Origin of the sequence: Pseudomonas sp. N2-3-1-14 (assembly GCF_041228395.1) — a bacterium.
Classification (GTDB): Bacteria; Pseudomonadota; Gammaproteobacteria; order Pseudomonadales; family Pseudomonadaceae; genus Aquipseudomonas.
In genome coordinates this window covers 1,772,134-1,788,551 of sequence record NZ_CP166199.1, presented here as the reverse complement: position 1 = coordinate 1,788,551, position 16,418 = coordinate 1,772,134, and the positions used below count along the sequence as shown (strand labels likewise).

At 60.8% G+C, this 16,418-nt stretch carries 12 protein-coding genes and 1 pseudogene; 4 read left to right on the top strand and 9 right to left on the bottom strand.

The genetic code is table 11. From position 1 onward, the window contains the following. Window positions 1–8 precede the first annotated feature (8 nt). The 4 genes from AB5I78_RS08280 to AB5I78_RS08265 all read right to left on the bottom strand — a co-directional run bounded on the left by AB5I78_RS08280 (window position 9) and on the right by AB5I78_RS08265 (window position 4,628). Window positions 9–245 (bottom strand): DUF1653 domain-containing protein, encoded by a 237-nt coding sequence (locus AB5I78_RS08280; RefSeq protein WP_021490990.1) that lies wholly within the window; start codon window positions 243–245, stop codon window positions 9–11. A gap of 97 nt (window positions 246–342) precedes the next feature. Continuing rightward, window positions 343–1,518, bottom strand: a complete 1,176-nt coding sequence (gene fadA, locus AB5I78_RS08275) for an acetyl-CoA C-acyltransferase FadA (RefSeq protein ID WP_369300626.1) — start codon at window positions 1,516–1,518, stop codon at window positions 343–345. Window positions 1,519–1,547: 29 nt separating this feature from the next. Next, a complete protein-coding gene (gene fadB / locus AB5I78_RS08270; protein WP_369300627.1) occupies window positions 1,548–3,695 on the bottom strand; it encodes a fatty acid oxidation complex subunit alpha FadB in 2,148 nt (715 codons plus the stop codon). Window positions 3,696–4,190: 495 nt separating this feature from the next. Further along, the gene (locus AB5I78_RS08265) at window positions 4,191–4,628 is read right to left on the bottom strand and encodes a hypothetical protein (RefSeq protein ID WP_106576938.1); all 438 of its coding nucleotides are present in this window, start codon (window positions 4,626–4,628) and stop codon (window positions 4,191–4,193) included. A gap of 105 nt (window positions 4,629–4,733) precedes the next feature. On the opposite strand from AB5I78_RS08265, the gene AB5I78_RS08260 reads away from it, so the two are divergent. Then, complete coding sequence (locus AB5I78_RS08260; RefSeq protein ID WP_145163038.1) at window positions 4,734–5,186, top strand: universal stress protein; 453 nt, start codon at window positions 4,734–4,736, stop codon at window positions 5,184–5,186. 184 nt (window positions 5,187–5,370) lie between these two features. Here the strand turns inward: AB5I78_RS08260 and AB5I78_RS08255 are convergent, their stop codons facing one another. Next, complete coding sequence (locus AB5I78_RS08255; RefSeq protein ID WP_145163036.1) at window positions 5,371–7,293, bottom strand: ATP-binding cassette domain-containing protein; 1,923 nt, start codon at window positions 7,291–7,293, stop codon at window positions 5,371–5,373. A gap of 213 nt (window positions 7,294–7,506) precedes the next feature. On the opposite strand from AB5I78_RS08255, the pseudogene AB5I78_RS08250 reads away from it, so the two are divergent. Continuing rightward, window positions 7,507–9,434 (top strand): annotated as a pseudogene (locus AB5I78_RS08250) (transglycosylase SLT domain-containing protein). Window positions 9,435–9,747: 313 nt separating this feature from the next. Here the strand turns inward: AB5I78_RS08250 and AB5I78_RS08245 are convergent. Further along, a complete protein-coding gene (locus AB5I78_RS08245; protein ID WP_369300629.1) occupies window positions 9,748–11,535 on the bottom strand; it encodes an ABC transporter transmembrane domain-containing protein in 1,788 nt (595 codons plus the stop codon). A 260-nt stretch (window positions 11,536–11,795) separates the two neighbouring features. On the opposite strand from AB5I78_RS08245, the gene AB5I78_RS08240 reads away from it, so the two are divergent. Beyond that, on the top strand, window positions 11,796–11,969 hold the full coding sequence (locus AB5I78_RS08240; protein ID WP_027604248.1) for a PA1571 family protein: 174 nt from the start codon (window positions 11,796–11,798) through the stop codon (window positions 11,967–11,969). An 85-nt stretch (window positions 11,970–12,054) separates the two neighbouring features. On the opposite strand, the gene pdxB is transcribed toward AB5I78_RS08240, so the two are convergent. Further along, window positions 12,055–13,197 (bottom strand): 4-phosphoerythronate dehydrogenase PdxB, encoded by a 1,143-nt coding sequence (gene pdxB / locus AB5I78_RS08235; protein ID WP_242193960.1) that lies wholly within the window; start codon window positions 13,195–13,197, stop codon window positions 12,055–12,057. A 301-nt stretch (window positions 13,198–13,498) separates the two neighbouring features. On the opposite strand from pdxB, the gene AB5I78_RS08230 reads away from it, so the two are divergent. Beyond that, on the top strand, window positions 13,499–14,881 hold the full coding sequence (locus tag AB5I78_RS08230; protein ID WP_242193962.1) for an MATE family efflux transporter: 1,383 nt from the start codon (window positions 13,499–13,501) through the stop codon (window positions 14,879–14,881). On the opposite strand, the gene tusA is transcribed toward AB5I78_RS08230, so the two are convergent. Together tusA and rlmM are read right to left on the bottom strand one after the other, a co-directional pair. Beyond that, complete coding sequence (gene tusA, locus AB5I78_RS08225; RefSeq protein ID WP_145163027.1) at window positions 14,878–15,129, bottom strand: sulfurtransferase TusA; 252 nt, start codon at window positions 15,127–15,129, stop codon at window positions 14,878–14,880. The two genes, AB5I78_RS08230 and tusA, sit on opposite strands and share 4 nt — an antisense overlap. Before the next feature lie 146 nt (window positions 15,130–15,275). Beyond that, window positions 15,276–16,352, bottom strand: a complete 1,077-nt coding sequence (gene rlmM, locus AB5I78_RS08220) for a 23S rRNA (cytidine(2498)-2'-O)-methyltransferase RlmM (RefSeq protein WP_369300631.1) — start codon at window positions 16,350–16,352, stop codon at window positions 15,276–15,278. Window positions 16,353–16,418 lie beyond the last annotated feature (66 nt).

Genomic DNA, 16,418 nt, shown 5'->3' with positions numbered 1-16,418 from the left:
ACCTGCCGTTATTGCCCTGAAAAAAGACTGGGTTCGGCCTGGACCAAAGCAAAGCGCGGGACCTGCTCGCCGTCAACTTCGACAGTCTCCAGGAACATGCTCAATGGGCGCACCCAAAAGCCGTAATCGCCATACAGTGCTTGGTAAAACACCACTTCCTCTTCGGTCTCGGAGTGCCGCGCCACGTTAAAAACGCGGTACTGCGGCCCCTTATAATGTTGGTAGAGCCCTGGTTCGACTTTCATGCTCTGGCCCTCTTGTAAAATTTGTTGAAAAAAAATATTAAAAATTCCAAAAAACAAAAACCGGGGCACTGGGCCCCGGCTTCCGTCAACCCAACGCTTAGACGCGTTCGAAGACGGTGGAAATGCCTTGGCCGAGACCAATGCACATGGTTGCAACCCCAAGGTTGCCGCCATTTTGCTTCATCACGTTAAGCAAAGTGCCGGAAATACGTGCACCGGAGCAACCGAATGGGTGGCCCAGGGCAATCGCACCGCCGTGCAGGTTAACCTTCTCGTTCATCTTGTCGAGTACTTTCAAATCTTTCAGCACTGGCAGGGCCTGTGCGGCGAAAGCTTCGTTGAGCTCGAAGAAGTCGATATCGGAGATGGTCAGGCCCGCGCGCTTCAAGGCTTTTTGTGTGGCCGGTACTGGACCATAGCCCATGATTGCCGGGTCCACACCCGCCACGGCCATCGAACGGATCACGGCCATCGGCTGGATACCCAGGTCCTGGGCACGCTGCGCCGACATCACGATCATGCACGAAGCACCGTCGGTGATTTGCGACGAAGTACCGGCTGTCACGGTGCCGCCCTTTGGATTGAAGGCAGGTTTCAAGGCCGCCAGGCTTTCCAGGGTGGTGTCCGGACGAATGGTTTCGTCGTAGTCGAACAGTTTCAGGAAACCGTTTTCGTCATAGCCGTTCATCGGGATGATTTCATCCTTGAACTTGCCTTCCACCGTCGCCTTGTGGGCGAGCTGGTGGGAGCGCAGGCCGAACGCGTCCTGGGATTCGCGGGTAATGCCGTGCATTTTGCCGAGCATTTCTGCGGTGAGGCCCATCATGCCCGAGGCTTTTGCCGCGTACAGCGACATGTGCGGGTTAGGGTCGACGCCGTGCATCATGCTGACGTGGCCCATGTGCTCCACGCCGCCGACCACGAACACATCGCCGTTACCGGTCATGATCGCTTGGGCAGCGGTGTGCAGCGCGCTCATCGAGGAGCCACACAGGCGGCTGACGGTCTGGCCAGCGGCGGTGTGCGGGATCTGGGTCATCAACGACGCCATGCGCGCGATGTTCCAGCCCTGCTCCAGGGTCTGGTTGACGCAGCCCCAGATCACGTCTTCGACTTCGTTCGGGTCAACCTTGACGTTACGTTCCAGCAACTTGCTGATCAGGTGCGCCGACATATCTTCGGCGCGGGTGTTGCGGTGCATGCCGCCCTTGGAGCGGCCCATCGGTGTGCGACCGAAGTCGACAATCACCACGTCTCTTGGATTCAAGCTCATAAATATTCTCGCTCTAGTCGTCTGGGCGCTTAACCGAAGAAGCTCTGGCCATTTTTGGCCATTTCACGCAGCTTCGCGGTCGGGTGGTACAGCGGGCCCAGATCAGCGTATTTGTCAGCCAGGGCAACGAACTCGGCCACACCGATCGAATCGATGTAACGCAGCGCACCACCACGGAATGGAGGGAAACCAATACCGTACACCAGGCCCATATCGGCTTCGGCGGCGGTTTCAACGATACCGTCTTCCAGGCAACGCACGGTTTCCAGGCACAGGGCGATCATCATCCAGTTGATGATGTCCTCATCGGACACCTCACGCTGCTCGTAGATGACCGGCGCGAGCACTTCGTGCACCGAAGGGTCGGCCACTTTCTTCTGCTTGCCCTTCTTGTCGGCCTCGTAGGCGTAGAAGCCCTTGCCGTTCTTCTGGCCCAGGCGCTTGGCTTCGTAGAGCGCGTCGATCGCCGAACGGCGGTCGTCTTTCATGCGGTCCGGGAAGCCTTCAGCCATGACGTCGCGACCGTGGTGGCCGGTGTCGATGCCGACCACGTCCATCAGGTACGCCGGGCCCATGGGCCAGCCGAATTTTTCCATGACCTTGTCGATACGCACAAAGTCCACACCGGCGCTGACCAGCTTCGCGAAACCGCCGAAGTACGGGAACAGCACGCGGTTGACCAAAAAGCCCGGGCAGTCGTTAACGACGATCGGGTTCTTGCCCATTTTCTTGGCGTAGGCAACGGTAGTAGCAATCGCCAGCTCGCTGGACTTCTCGCCACGGATCACTTCCACCAGCGGCATCATGTGCACCGGGTTGAAGAAGTGCATGCCGACGAAGTTTTCCGGACGCTTGAGGGCCTTGGCCAACAAGCTGATGGAAATGGTCGAAGTGTTCGAGGCCAGAATGGTGTCTTCTTTAACCTGGGCTTCTACTTCGGCCAGTACGGCTTGCTTGACCTTCGGGTTCTCGACAACCGCTTCGACCACCAGGTCGACGTGGCCGAAATCGCCGTAGGACAGCGTAGGACGAATGCCGTTAAGCACTTCAGCCATCTTCGCTGCGGTCATGCGACCTTTATCAACGCGGCCCACCAACAGCTTGGCGGCTTCCGCCAGGCCTTGCTCGATGCCGTGTTCGTTGATGTCTTTCATCAGAATCGGCGTGCCTTTGGAGGCCGACTGATAGGCGATACCGCCGCCCATGATACCGGCGCCGAGTACGGCAGCCTGTTTCACGTCTTTGGCGATTTCGTCGTAGGCCTTGGCCTTTTTCTTCAGCTCCTGATCATTCAGGAACAGGCCGATCAGGCTCTGGGCAGCCGAGGTTTTCGCCAGTTTGACGAAGCCTGCAGCTTCCACTTCCAGGGCTTTGTCGCGACCGAAGTTCGCGGCTTTCTGGATGGTCTTGATCGCTTCAACCGGCGCCGGGTAGTTCGGGCCGGCCTGGCCTGCCACGAAACCTTTGGCGGTTTCGAACGACATCATTTGTTCGATGGCGTTGAGCTTGAGTTTTTCGAGCTTTGGCTGACGCTTGGCCTTGTAGTCAAATTCGCCGCTGATGGCGCCTTTGATCAGGTTCAGTGCAGCTCCGGCCAGTTTGTCCGGGGCAACCACAGCATCGACGGCACCGACTTTCAGCGCGTCTTCGGCTTTGTTTTCCTTGCCGGCGGCAATCCACTCGATGGCGTTGTCGGCACCGATGATGCGCGGCAGGCGCACGGTGCCGCCAAAACCTGGGTAGATGCCCAGTTTGACTTCAGGCAGACCGATTTTGGCGGTCGCCGACATGACACGGAAGTCTGCGGCCAGGCACATTTCCAGGCCGCCGCCCAACGCGATGCCATTGATCGCGGCAACGGTTGGCACGTTGAGGTCTTCGAAATCGCTGAAAATCTTGTTGGCTTCGAGGTTGCCAGCCACCAGCTCGGCATCGGGCAGCTTGAAGTTGTCGACGAATTCGGTGATGTCAGCGCCGACGATAAACACGTCCTTGCCGCTGGAGACGATCACGCCCTTGACCGAAGCATCTGCTTTGATGGTGTCTACGGCCTGACGCAATTCATTCAGGGTTAGACGGTTGAACTTGTTGACGGACTCACCCTTGAGGTCGAATTTCAATTCGACGATGCCACTTTCAAGAGCCTTAACCGTGATGGCTTTACCTTCGTAAATCATCAACTGATCTCCACGATATGGAAGCTGAACAGTACACATTGGACGCTGGCCTCTGGTTGGACATTGATTATTGGGTCAATGCTCATGCCAATCCGCCAGGCACACCCGCCAACGCGCTAGTCGGGGTTCTGTATGAGCGGTCTGACAGACAAACGCTCAATTCATACGCCCGTTTGATTTGGGTACGTCACCTTCATCCAATTCCGGGCAATTGTCAATCGCTCGAAAGGCTAGGAAAAACGCGACTTTCCAGTCAGTTCAGAACCCAGGCCCACGGCTTACGCCTGGCCAATATTCAACTATTCACGAAATCAATAATGGAAATTTTGTAGGAAAAGGCTGTACAGAACAGGATATGCCGCTAGGCTAGCGACAACCTTAATGCGCCTGGATGAACATCCGACGCATGCATCACAGATTTACCGGCCTGCCTGGCCAACTCCAGCCCGATGATGATGTCGGGCTTTTTATTGCCTGCGTTTTATCCGACAGGCATCAAGCCAGGGCCTTGAGCAGCGCATCAATGTCCTTCAACACACTCGCCTCGCCCTTCTCGCCCCAGTACAGGGCGATCATCTGCTTGTCCGCCTCGACCTTGTAGACGTTATCCGGCAGGGTCGCGAAGTGCGCCAACAACGTCTCATCGACGCACACTTCGCGCCACTGATTGACCCAAACCCCGGGCTCCAGCTGCCAGTAACACCAAAGGGCCGGCGCACTTGCGCGGCGCGGTCGGCAGTACTGCGCGCAAGGGCTTGGCGGCTCGTGCTTGAGCCAGTACGGCCAGTCCTGCGGCGCCAATTGCATGGCCAGGCCGATGCGGCGCGCCTCCATCCGCAGGGCCATGCGCCCGCTCTGATGGCGCGAGGGGCGCAACCATGCCAGAGGGCTCAGTACCACGAGAAGGATTGACACCACTATCCAGACCGTCATATGTGTACTCCCGAATTTCTAGATGAGCGGATTTGACCTGACGCAACCCCATCCGCTTGAAAGCAGCCATACTGAACTTATTGCAGTCCCCTGGAGGAACGCGCCATGTCCAACGAACACTCCTACAAACATATCCTGGTCGCTGTCGACCTGACCGAAGAGTGCGACCCAGTGATCAAGCGCGCGCAGGCTTCAGCAATCGCCAACGGCGCCAAGCTGTCACTCGTGCATATCGTCGAGCCTATGGCCATGGCGTTTGGTGGCGACGTGCCGATGGACCTTTCCCAGTTGCAGCAACAACAATTTGACCAGGCCAAAGAGCGCCTGGACCGGTTGATCCTCAAGTACCCGGAAGTGACCAAGGAAAACTCCCACCTCACCTACGGCCAGCCTCGTCAGGAAATCCACCACCTGGCCAAGGAACAGGGCTGCGACCTGATCGTGGTCGGCAGCCACGGCCGTCATGGCCTGGCGCTGCTGCTGGGCTCGACCGCCAATGACGTACTGCACGGCGCGCCGTGTGATGTGCTGGCGGTAAAACTGGTAAAAAATACTTAAGAACGGCGCCAAACAACTGTGGGAGCGGGCTTGCTCGCGAAAGCATTCTGTCAGTTGACGCATCTGGCGACTGATGTACCGATTTCGCGAGCAAGCCCGCTCCCACATTTTTAATCGCATTCCATATAAAAAGCCCGGCGTTCATACAGATGGGCGCCGGGCTTTTTTAGTGCGCTTGAATCAATCAGGCATCCAGCTCGGCCCAACGCTCAACCAACACTTCCAGCTCCTGGTTCAACGTTTCCAGGGACGCAATGACCTTGGCGGTTTCCGCCGCCGGACGCAGGTAGAAACCTGCGTCAGCCATTTCTGCTTCTACTGCGGCAATCTGCTGTTCCTTGGCGTCGATATCGCCCGGCAAGGCTTCCAGCTCACGTTGCAGCTTGTAGCTGAGCTTCTTCTTGGTCGACGGTGCAGCGTCCTGGGCCGGAGCAGCAGCGGCAGCCACTGGCGCAACGACGGCGGAGGTCAGGTCGGCCTTGCCGGACTTGCTCTCGGTCACGCCCAGCAGGCGCGGCGAGCCGCCCTGACGCAGCCAGTCCTGGTAACCACCGACGTATTCACGCACCTTGCCTTCACCTTCGAAGACCAGCGTACTGGTGACCACGTTGTCGAGGAATGCCCGGTCGTGGCTGACCATCAGCACGGTGCCGTTGAAGGTCAGCAAGACCTCTTCCAGCAATTCGAGGGTTTCCACGTCGAGGTCGTTGGTCGGCTCGTCGAGCACCAGCAGGTTGGCCGGCTTGCTGAACAGCTTGGCCAGCAGCAGGCGCGCACGCTCACCACCGGACAGGGCTTTCACCGGCGTACGTGCGCGTTGTGGGCTGAACAGGAAGTCGCCCAGGTAGCTCAGCACGTGGCGGCTCTGGCCGTCGATGTCGATAAAGTCGCGGCCTTCGGCGACGTTGTCGATCACGGTTTTTTCCAGGTCCAACTGATGGCGCAGCTGGTCGAAGTAGGCCACGTCGATGCGCGTGCCCTCTTCCACCGTACCGCTGGTCGGTTGCAGACCATTGAGCATCAGCTTGAGCAAGGTGGTCTTGCCGGTGCCGTTGGCGCCCAGCAGGCCGATACGGTCGCCGCGCTGCAGGACCATCGAGAAGTCTTTGATCAGGAACGGGCCGTCCGGGTGATGGAAGCTGACGTTTTCCAGGACCATCACCTGCTTGCCCGACTTATCGGCGGTATCCAGCTGGATATTGGCCTTGCCGGTGCGTTCACGGCGCTCGCTGCGCTCAACGCGCAGGGCTTTCAAGGCGCGTACACGGCCTTCGTTACGGGTGCGCCGGGCCTTGATGCCCTGGCGGATCCAGACTTCTTCCTGGGCCAGCTTTTTGTCGAACAGCGCGTTGGCAGTTTCTTCAGCGGCCAGCGTGGCCTCTTTGTGCACCAGGAAGCTGGCGTAGTCGCCGTTCCAGTCGATCAGGCCGCCACGGTCCAGTTCGAGGATGCGCGTGGCCAGGTTCTGCAGGAAGGAACGGTCGTGCGTGATGAACAGCACGGCGCCCTGGAAATCCTTGAGGGCTTCTTCCAGCCAGGCGATTGCGCCGATGTCCAAGTGGTTGGTTGGTTCGTCGAGCAGCAACAAGTCCGGCTCGGACACCAGCGCCTGAGCCAGCAGCACGCGACGACGCCAGCCGCCGGACAACTCGGCGAGGGTCTTGTCGGCCGGCAGTTGCAGGCGGCTCAGGGTGCTGTCGACCAGTTGCTGCAAGCGCCAGCCGTCACGGGCTTCGAGGTCTTGCTGGACGTGCATCAGCTTGTCCAGGTCCTCTTCGGTGACGCAGTTCTGCGCCAGGTGGTGGTATTGCGCGAGCAACTCGCCGACGCCGTCCAGGCCTTCGGCGACCACGTCGAACACTGTCCGTCCGTCGGCCACCGGCAATTCTTGCGGCAATTCGCCGATCTTCAGGCCCGGGGCACGCCAAACAGAGCCGTCATCGGGCTTCTGATCGCCTTTTACCAGCTTCATCATGCTGGACTTGCCGGTGCCGTTGCGGCCGATGATGCACACCCGCTCACCACGGGCGATCTGCCAGGACACCTTGTCCAACAACGGCATAGCGCCGAAAGCAAGGGACACATCGCTGAATTTGAGCAGGGTCATACGCTTCTCCAAAAACTGGGCGCGCATTCTACCTGACTTGAGGGTGGGATGCGGCCGGCATTTTCGCTGGCGACACGTTCTGCAGGACATTTACGATGAACTTCAGCCAGCCGGCCGGCAAAGCTTTCGCCGGTCGCTGGCAAAAGGCTAAGCTAGGGGCAATCAGTGTCGGCGGTGCCGGTGCTAGTCGTGATTTCTCTGCACGGACGTCTCATGCGCAGTCGCCTTTTCAACTTTTTATCTTGTCTGCTTCTTTCCGCCACCGCCGTTCAATCCGCCCAGGCCGTGGACCTCACCACCCAACGTCAATATTACGATGAAGCCAAACGCGCCCTCGCCAAAGGCGACAGCGGGCCTTACATGCAATACAGCCAGGCCCTGGCCGACTACCCGCTCACGCCGTACCTGGCCTATGACGAGCTGACCGCGCGCCTGAAAACCGCGAGCAACGAGGAAATCGAACAGTTCCTCGCTAAAAACGGCGACCTGCCCAGGCCAACTGGATGAAGCTGCGCTGGTTGCGCTGGCTGGCCGACCGTGGCGACTGGCAGACGTTTGAAAAGTACTACGACGCCAAACTCAATTTCGTCGAACTGGACTGCCTGCATGGTCAGTACCAGCTCACCCATAACTTGAAAGCCGAAGGCTACAAGACCACCGAAAAACTCTGGCTGACCGGCAAATCCCAACCCGCCGCGTGTGATGCCACGTTCGGCCAGTGGGCCGCCGACGGTCAACTCACTGAACAAAAAATCTGGGACCGCGCCAAGCTCGCCGCCGAAGCACGCAACTACGCCCTGGCCAACAGCCTGGTGAAAACCCTGCCAACCCTCGGCGCCCAAGGCCGCCTGATGGTCGACGTGGCGCAAAAGCCGGACATGCTCAGCGACCCGTCGCGCTTCCTGCCGGCCAACGAGGCGATGTCTGACGCCGTCGGCCTGGGCCTGCGTCGCCTGGCACGCCAGGACCCGGACAAGGCCATGGCGCTGCTCGACGGCTACGCCAGCAGCATGCACTTCTCCCGTGACGAAAAAGTGTCGATCGCCCGCGAAATCGGCTTGACCCTGGCACGCCGCTACGACCCGCGCGCGCTGGACGTGATGACCAAATACGACCCGGAGCTGCGTGATAACACCGTCTCTGAATGGCGCCTGCGCCTGCTGCTGCGCCTGGCACGCTGGGAAGATGCCTACCAGTTGACCCGCAAACTCCCACAAGACCTGGCGACCACCAACCGCTGGCGTTACTGGCAAGCGCGCAGCCTGGAGCTGGCCGAGCCGAAAAACCCGCAGCCGCTGGTGCTGTACAAAAACCTCGCGCAGGAACGGGATTTCTACGGTTTCCTCGCCGCCGACCGCTCCAAAGCGCCCTATCAGCTGAAAAACAAGCCGCTGGTGATGAGCCAGGCGCTGGTCAACAAGGTCCGTAACACGCCCGGTGTACGCCGCGCGCTGGAGTTTTATGCACGTGGCCAGATTGTCGATGGCCGCCGCGAGTGGTACCACGTGAGCCGCCACTTCAACCGCGATGAAATGGTCGCCCAGGCCAAGCTGGCCTACGACATGAAGTGGTACTTCCCGGCGATCCGCACCATCAGCCAGGCCCAATACTGGGATGACCTGGATATCCGCTTCCCGATGGCCCACCGTGACACCCTGGTGCGCGAAGCCAAGGTGCGTGGCCTGCATTCCAGCTGGGTGTTTGCCATCACCCGCCAGGAAAGTGCCTTCATGGACGACGCACGCTCCGGCGTCGGCGCCAGCGGCCTGATGCAACTGATGCCCGGCACCGCCAAGGAAACCGCGCGCAAGTTCAGCATCCCGCTGGCCTCCCCGGCCCAAGTGCTGGACCCGGACAAAAACATCCAGCTTGGCGCCGCCTACCTGAGCCAGGTGCACAGCCAGTTCAACGGCAACCGCGTGCTTGCCTCCGCCGCCTACAACGCGGGCCCAGGGCGCGTACGCCAATGGCTGCGCGGTGCTGATCACCTGAGTTTTGATGTGTGGGTGGAAAGCATCCCGTTCGACGAAACCCGCCAGTACGTGCAGAACGTGCTGTCTTATTCGGTGATCTACGGGCAAAAGCTCAACTCACCGCAGCCGCTGGTGGATTGGCATGAGCGGTATTTTGATGATCAGTAAGGCTGACTGACGAAGAGCCTGTGGCGGGTTTTCTGGTGCGGGGGCTTGGTGTGGCCAGCGGGGTAAATGTAGCCAGCAGGCCTGTTGTGGTGAGCAAGCTTGATGTGGCGAGCAGGCTTGCCCTGCGCTGGAGTGCGAAGCGCTCCCATTCAGGCGCCTCGGTATAACCGCTCAAACCGAGTACAAAGGTTTTGGGGCTGCTACGCAGCCCAACGCGGGGCAAGCCCGCTCACCACAACAGGCACGCTCGCCACACCAAGCCTTCTAGCCACAACAAGCCCGCTCGCCACAAAAACAGCACAATGCAGGCCGGCTAGCCCTCGCTTTTCGCGACCTCATCACCCTCATTGAACTGCAACGCCGCCAACCGCGCATACAGCGGATTGCTCGCGATCAGCTGCTGATGCGTGCCAACCGCCACCAGTTTGCCCTGGTCCATCACCGCAATGCGGTCGGCGTTTTTCACCGTTGCCAATCGATGCGCAATCACCAAGGTGGTGCGGCCCTGCATCAGTTGCGGCAACGCCTGCTGAATCAAATGCTCGCTCTGGGCATCCAGTGCGCTGGTGGCTTCGTCCAGCAGCAGGATCGGCGCGTCCACCAACAACGCACGGGCGATGGCCAGGCGTTGGCGCTGGCCGCCGGAGAGGCCCATGCCGCCGTCGCCAAGGTGGGTCTGATAGCCCTGGGGCATTTGCAGGATGAAGTCGTGCGCATGGGCGATGCGCGCCGCGGCCTCGACCTGCGCGGTGGTGGCGGACGGGTTGCCGTAGCGGATGTTTTCTTCGACGCTGCCGAAAAACAGCGCCGGGCTTTGCGACACCAATGCGAAGTGGCGGCGCAGGTCCATCGGGTCGAGCGCTGTCAGCGGGTGGCCTTCGAGCAGGATGCGGCCGTGCTGGGGGTCATAGAAACGCAGCAGCAGGTCGAAGATCGTGGACTTACCGGCGCCGGATGGGCCGACCAGTGCCAGGGTTTCGCCGGGATGGATGGTCAGGCTCAAACCATCGATGGCGTAGCTGTCCGGGCGCGACGGGTAGGAAAAGCGCAGGTCTTGCAGTTCCATGCGGCCGCTGACGCGCTCCGGTAACTGTACGGTGCCATCGGCGGGGGCCTGGATTTCGTTGCTCGACTGCAACAACTCGCCAATCCGCTCGGCAGCACCGGCGGCGCGTTGCAGTTCGCCAAGCACTTCGCTCAACGTGCCGACCGCGCTGCCGACGATCAGGCTGTAAAACACGAACGCGGCCAGCTCACCGCCGGAAATACGGCCGCCAATCACGTCCATCCCGCCCACCCACAGCATCACGCCAACGGCGCCGAGCACCAGCATGATCACCAGCGTAATCAGCCAGGCGCGTTGCACGATACGCTTGCGCGCCGTGGCAAAGGCCTCCTCCACGGTAACGGCAAAACGCTGCTCGTCCTGGACCTGATGGTTGTAGGCCTGCACGGTCTTGATCTGGCCGAGGGTCTCAGACACATAACTGCCGACGTCAGCGATGCGGTCCTGGCTCAGGCGCGAGAGGCTGCGCACACGCCGGCCGAAAATCAGGATCGGCGCCAGCACCAGTGGCAGCGCGATCACCACGATACTGGTGAGCTTGGGGTTGGTGACAAACAACAGCACGATGCCGCCGATGACCATCAGGGCATTGCGCAGGAACAGCGACAGCGAGGAGCCGATCACCGATTGCAGCAAGGTGGTGTCGGTGGTCAACCGCGACTGGATTTCCGAGCTGCGATTGTTTTCGTAAAAGCCGGGGTGCAGGTAGATCAAATGGTTGAACACCTGCCGGCGAATATCCGCCACCACCCGTTCGCCGATCCACGACACCAGGTAAAACCGCGCAAACGTACCCACGGCCAGGCCCAGCACCAGAATCATGAACAGGCCGATGGACTGGTTGAGCAGGTGTGGCGATTGCGTCATGAAGCCCTGGTCGACCAGCAGGCGAATGCCCTGCCCCATGGACAAGGTGATGCCCGCCGTGACGATCAGCGCCAGCAAGGCACCCAGTGCCTGCCAACGGTAGGGCGCGATAAAGCGGCTGGCCAAGCGGATCGCACGGCGTTGACGGACTGAGAACATGGAGGGCATCACCTGCGCAGGGGAGATAAGTATCTACACCACAACATTGGGGGAACTTGAGTAAATAACAATGAGTCAGGTTAATTATGCCCGCCGATGCTGATCCCTAGAGGTTATCGGTCTAACCCCCCGCTGGAAATTTGTATCGCTTTCTGGTGGACTGGTTGTTCGAACCGGTGACTTTGTAAGGAGTTGTAATAGCTTGGTCACGCGGGGGGGGCTTAATGTAAGAAACACAGTAGGTACACAACCTGATGAGGAGACAGGCCATGACCTTGCAAAACAGCAGCGATGCCAAGATTGAAGTGATCCGCCAACCGCAGCATCTGCCTTGCTCCGTGATCGACGCTCAAGGCCGCGAAGTGCAGATTACCGAAGAGATGATCCAGCAAGCGTGCCGCGAACTGGAACAGCGCCTGGTCAAGCCTGCGCAGCAAGGCTGATACGCCCGAGCTCTTTCAAACCCGGCCCCTGTGGCCGGGTTTTTTATGCCGCGCGTATGCGCACGCCCCTTGCCGGCGCCGCGCGTCAGAGCAGTTCGGCGCCCAGGGCGGTGACGATCGCCGACAGCGCGGCAGAGTCGCCATTGATTCGCACCTTCAAGCCGTCAATCTCTCGGCGCTGCGGGTAATGCTTGCGCAGCAGGTCGAACGCCTTGCGCTGCTCGTCCACAGAGCCTACGAGGCTACGGCGCAAATCCGCGTCATCACGGCGCGGGTCGTACACGCTGCGGCACAAGGTCGCCAACGCCCAGGCCGGGTCGGTCGAAGCGTTCAAGTGCACCTCGGCCAGCCACGGCTGCGGCAGCAGATCACTTAGCTGGATGCTCGGCGCCTGGCCCAGATGGGCGCAGAACGCCTGATAAATCTGTGCAGTGCCGCGCTGCTTGCCGTCGAGGCTGTAACCGGCGATATGTGGGGTTGCCAGCACACACAGGTCAGCCAAATCGACATCCACTTCGGGCTCGCCTTCCCACACGTCCAACACCGCTTGCAGGTCCTCACGCTCCAGCAACACTTCACGCAGGGCAGCATTGTCCACCACCGGGCCACGGCTGGCGTTGATCAGCCAGGCGCCAGGCTTGAGGCGGTTGAGGCGCTCGCGGTCAAACAAATGCCAGGTGGAGCCGTTGCCGGATTTGGTCAGCGGCGTGTGCAGACTGATGACGTCGCACTGCTGGATGATCTGTTCGAGGCTGACGTAATCGCCGTCTTCAGCGATCTGGCGCGGCGGGTCGCACACCAGCACGTTCCAGCCCAGGCCCTTGAGCACCTTGACCAGCCGCCCGCCGACTTCACCGGCACCGACAACGCCGTAGGTGCGCTGATTGAGGTCGACGCCTTCAATTTCGGCCAGGGTCTGCAGGCTGCCCAGCACATAGTCCACCACGCCACGCGCATTGCAGCCCGGCGCGCTGGACCAGGTGATGCCGGCCTGCTTGAAGTAGTCGAGGTCCAGATGGTCGGTGCCGATGGTGCAGGTGCCGACAAACCGAACCTGTGTGCCTTCCAGCAACGCGCGATTGACGTTGGTCACCGAGCGCACTAGCAGCACGTTGGCCTGCTCGACCGTGGCGCGGTCGATGGACCGGCCTGGCACCCGGCGAATCTCGCCAAACCCTTCGAAGAATGCATCGAGCAGCGGGATATTTTCGTCGGCAACAATCAGCATGGCAGGCTCCTTTCGCGGACCAGCAGTGTACAGGGATGCGATCTGTGTAACACCGCAGATGCCGGGTGAGCAGTGCTGATGTGGGAGCCAGACTTGCCCGCGATAGCATCACCTCGGTACAGCTGATAGACCGAGGCGTCTGCATCGCAGGCAAGCCAGCTCCCACATAAGCCAGTCCACACAGGATTAATGCGGCTGCCGCAGGAGCGCTTACAAATCGCTAACACAGGTTTTTTCCTGACCGGTGCGTCAGCGCGTAGACTGCGCCGTCCTTTGCAACACTTTTACTGGACACTCGCACGTGAACACCGCCACCACCGCCCTCTCCCGCCCCGCCCGCGTCAGCCGCGAGGTGCGCAGCCTGCTGACCCTGGCCCTGCCGATCATGATCGGCCAACTCGCGACCACCGCCATGGGCTTCGTCGACGCGGTCATGGCCGGGCGTGTGAGCCCGCGAGACCTGGCAGCCGTGGCCCTGGGCAACTCGATCTGGATTCCGGTGTACCTGCTGATGACCGGCACTTTGCTGGCCACCACGCCCAAGGTCGCCCAGCGCTTCGGTGCCGGCCACTACTCCGAGATCGGCCCGCTGGTGCGTCAATCGTTGTGGCTGGCCGTGGTGGTCGGGCTCACCGCGCTGCTGATGCTGGTCAGCGCCGAGCCGATCCTGCATGCGATGAATGTCGACCCCGAGCTGATCAAACCGTGCATGGCCTACTTGCACGGCATCGCCTCCGGCATGCCGGCCATCGCCCTGTATTACGTGCTGCGCTGCTTCAGCGACGGCCTGGGTCGCACGCGGCCGAGCATGGTCATGGGTCTGTGCGGGCTGGCGCTGAATATTCCGCTGAACTACGTGTTCATTTATGGCCACTTCGGCGTGCCGGCCATGGGCGGCGTGGGTTGCGGCTGGGCCACGGCAATCGTGATGTGGGTGATGATGCTCGGCCTGGCCGCTTGGACCCGCTGGGCACCGGCCTATCAGAGCAGCGAGTTGTTCAAGCATTTCGACTGGCCAAAATGGTCGGTGATCAAGCGTGTGCTGAGCATTGGCCTGCCGATCGGCATTGCGGTGTTTGCCGAATCGAGCATCTTTGCGGTGATCGCCCTGCTGATCGGCAGCCTGGGCGCCAGCGTAGTGGCCGGGCACCAGATCGCGCTGAACTTCAGCTCGCTGGTGTTCATGATCCCTTACTCGCTGAGCATGGCCGTTACCGTGCGAGTCGGCCAGGCCCTGGGCCGTGGTGAGCCGCGTGAAGCGCGTTTTGCCGCTGGGGTCGGCATGGGCACGGCACTGACTTACGCGTGCCTGTCCTGCAGCCTGATGCTGCTGTTTCGCGAGCAGATTGCCACGATCTATACGCCTGACCCGTCGGTGATCCACGTGGCGTCGATGCTGATCGTGTTTGCGGCGCTGTTCCAGTTTTCGGACGCGATCCAGGTCACGGCCGCTGGCGCGCTGCGGGGTTATCAGGACACACGGGTGACCATGGTGCTGACCTTGTTCGCGTATTGGGGCGTGGGGTTGCCGGTGGGTTACGCGCTGGGGCTGACCGATTGGCTGGGCGCCGCCAGTGGACCCAGCGGCCTGTGGCAGGGACTGATCGTGGGCTTGAGCTGCGCCGCCGCGATGCTGGTGATCCGCCTGACACGCAGCGCGCGCCGGCGGATTCGCCTGGTTTAATCGGCCTTCTTGCGAATCCAGTACAGGTACGTACCAGCCTGTTCCTGCTGATCCACCAGTTCGTGGTCAAGGAACACGCAGAATTTGGGAATATCGCGGCGGGTGGACGGGTCGGTCGCGATCACCTTGAGCAAGCCGCCGGGCGGCAAGTCGCGGATGTGCTGGTGCAGCATCATCACCGGCTCCGGGCAGTTGAGGCCGGTGGCGTCGAGCACGGCGTCTGCCGGCAAATCGAGGGGCTGATTCATACATCACTCCTGAAACGGGCGCCGCTCAACATACGGGAGCGGGCTTGCTCGCGAAGACGCGGGCACATTCAACATAAATTTCGACTGTTATACCGCTTTCGCGAGCAAGCCCGCTCCCACATTGGTCTTGTGGTTACCTCAAGGTGTCAGCGGGACTTCTGCTTCTTCACATCCACCAGCCGACGCAAGTGGCAGGTCACTTCCTCACGGTCGTGGTACAGCTGCTTGCAGCCGATCTCAACACGAATACCACGCGCCTTGAAGCCGTCTTCAATGCGTTCCAGCAAACGCTTCACCTCGGCGTAACGCTGCTTCATCGGCAATTTCAGGTTCACCACCGCCTCACGGCAATAGCCTTCGCCAATCCAGGTTTCCAGCAGGGCCGCGTTACGCGCCGGCTTCTCGACGATATCGCAGACCATCCAGTCCACCGGCTGCTTGGGCACAAAGGTAAAGCCGTCGGCCATCAGGTGCTGAACCAGGCCGGTGTCCATCAGGCTTTCGGCCATTGGGCCGTTGTCGATGGCGGTCACCAGCATGCCACGGTTGACCAGTTGCCAGGTCCAACCGCCGGGCGCTGCGCCGAGGTCGACGCCGGTCATGTCGCTGTGCAGGCGCTCATCCCACTGGTCGCGGGGGATAAAGTGGTGCCAGGCCTCTTCCAGCTTCAGGGTGGAGCGGCTGGGCGCCTCACGCGGGAACTTGAGGCGCGGGATGCCCATCGGCCACATCGCCGAGTTGTTCGACTCGGCCAGGCCCATGAACACTTCGCGGCCGCTCTTGAAGGTCAGCAGCAGGCGCGGCTTGCTCGGTTCATCGACCAGCTTGCCGGCATTCAACAAGGCTTTGCGCAGGTGCACTTCGAATTTCTTGCAGAAGTTCGACAGTTCCTTGCCGTCGTTGGTGTCGACCATCTCCAGCCACAGGCTGCCGCACACCGGGAAGCCTTGCAGGTGCGCGAGGATCACGCTGATACGGTCGGTTTCCGGCAGGTCGATGAACACCCCGCGCGCCCACTGCCTCGGGAAGATCAGCTCGGCAAAGCGCTGGCCGTGCATCAGGCGCTGGGCGCCGTCCTCGACGGTGCAGACAAATTCGGCGCAGGCGCTGCCGGTCTTGGTCTTGGCATAGCCGGAAACGTTCAGGCGCGCGGCGTGTTCCGCGATCTCGGAACAGACTTCGCCTTCAAAACCCGGCCGGCAGTGCATAAAAAGGGTGTTCATCAACTCTCCTGGTGAATCAACCGGCATTGCGCTATCGCACTACCTGTCATGAAAACGCGCGCATGA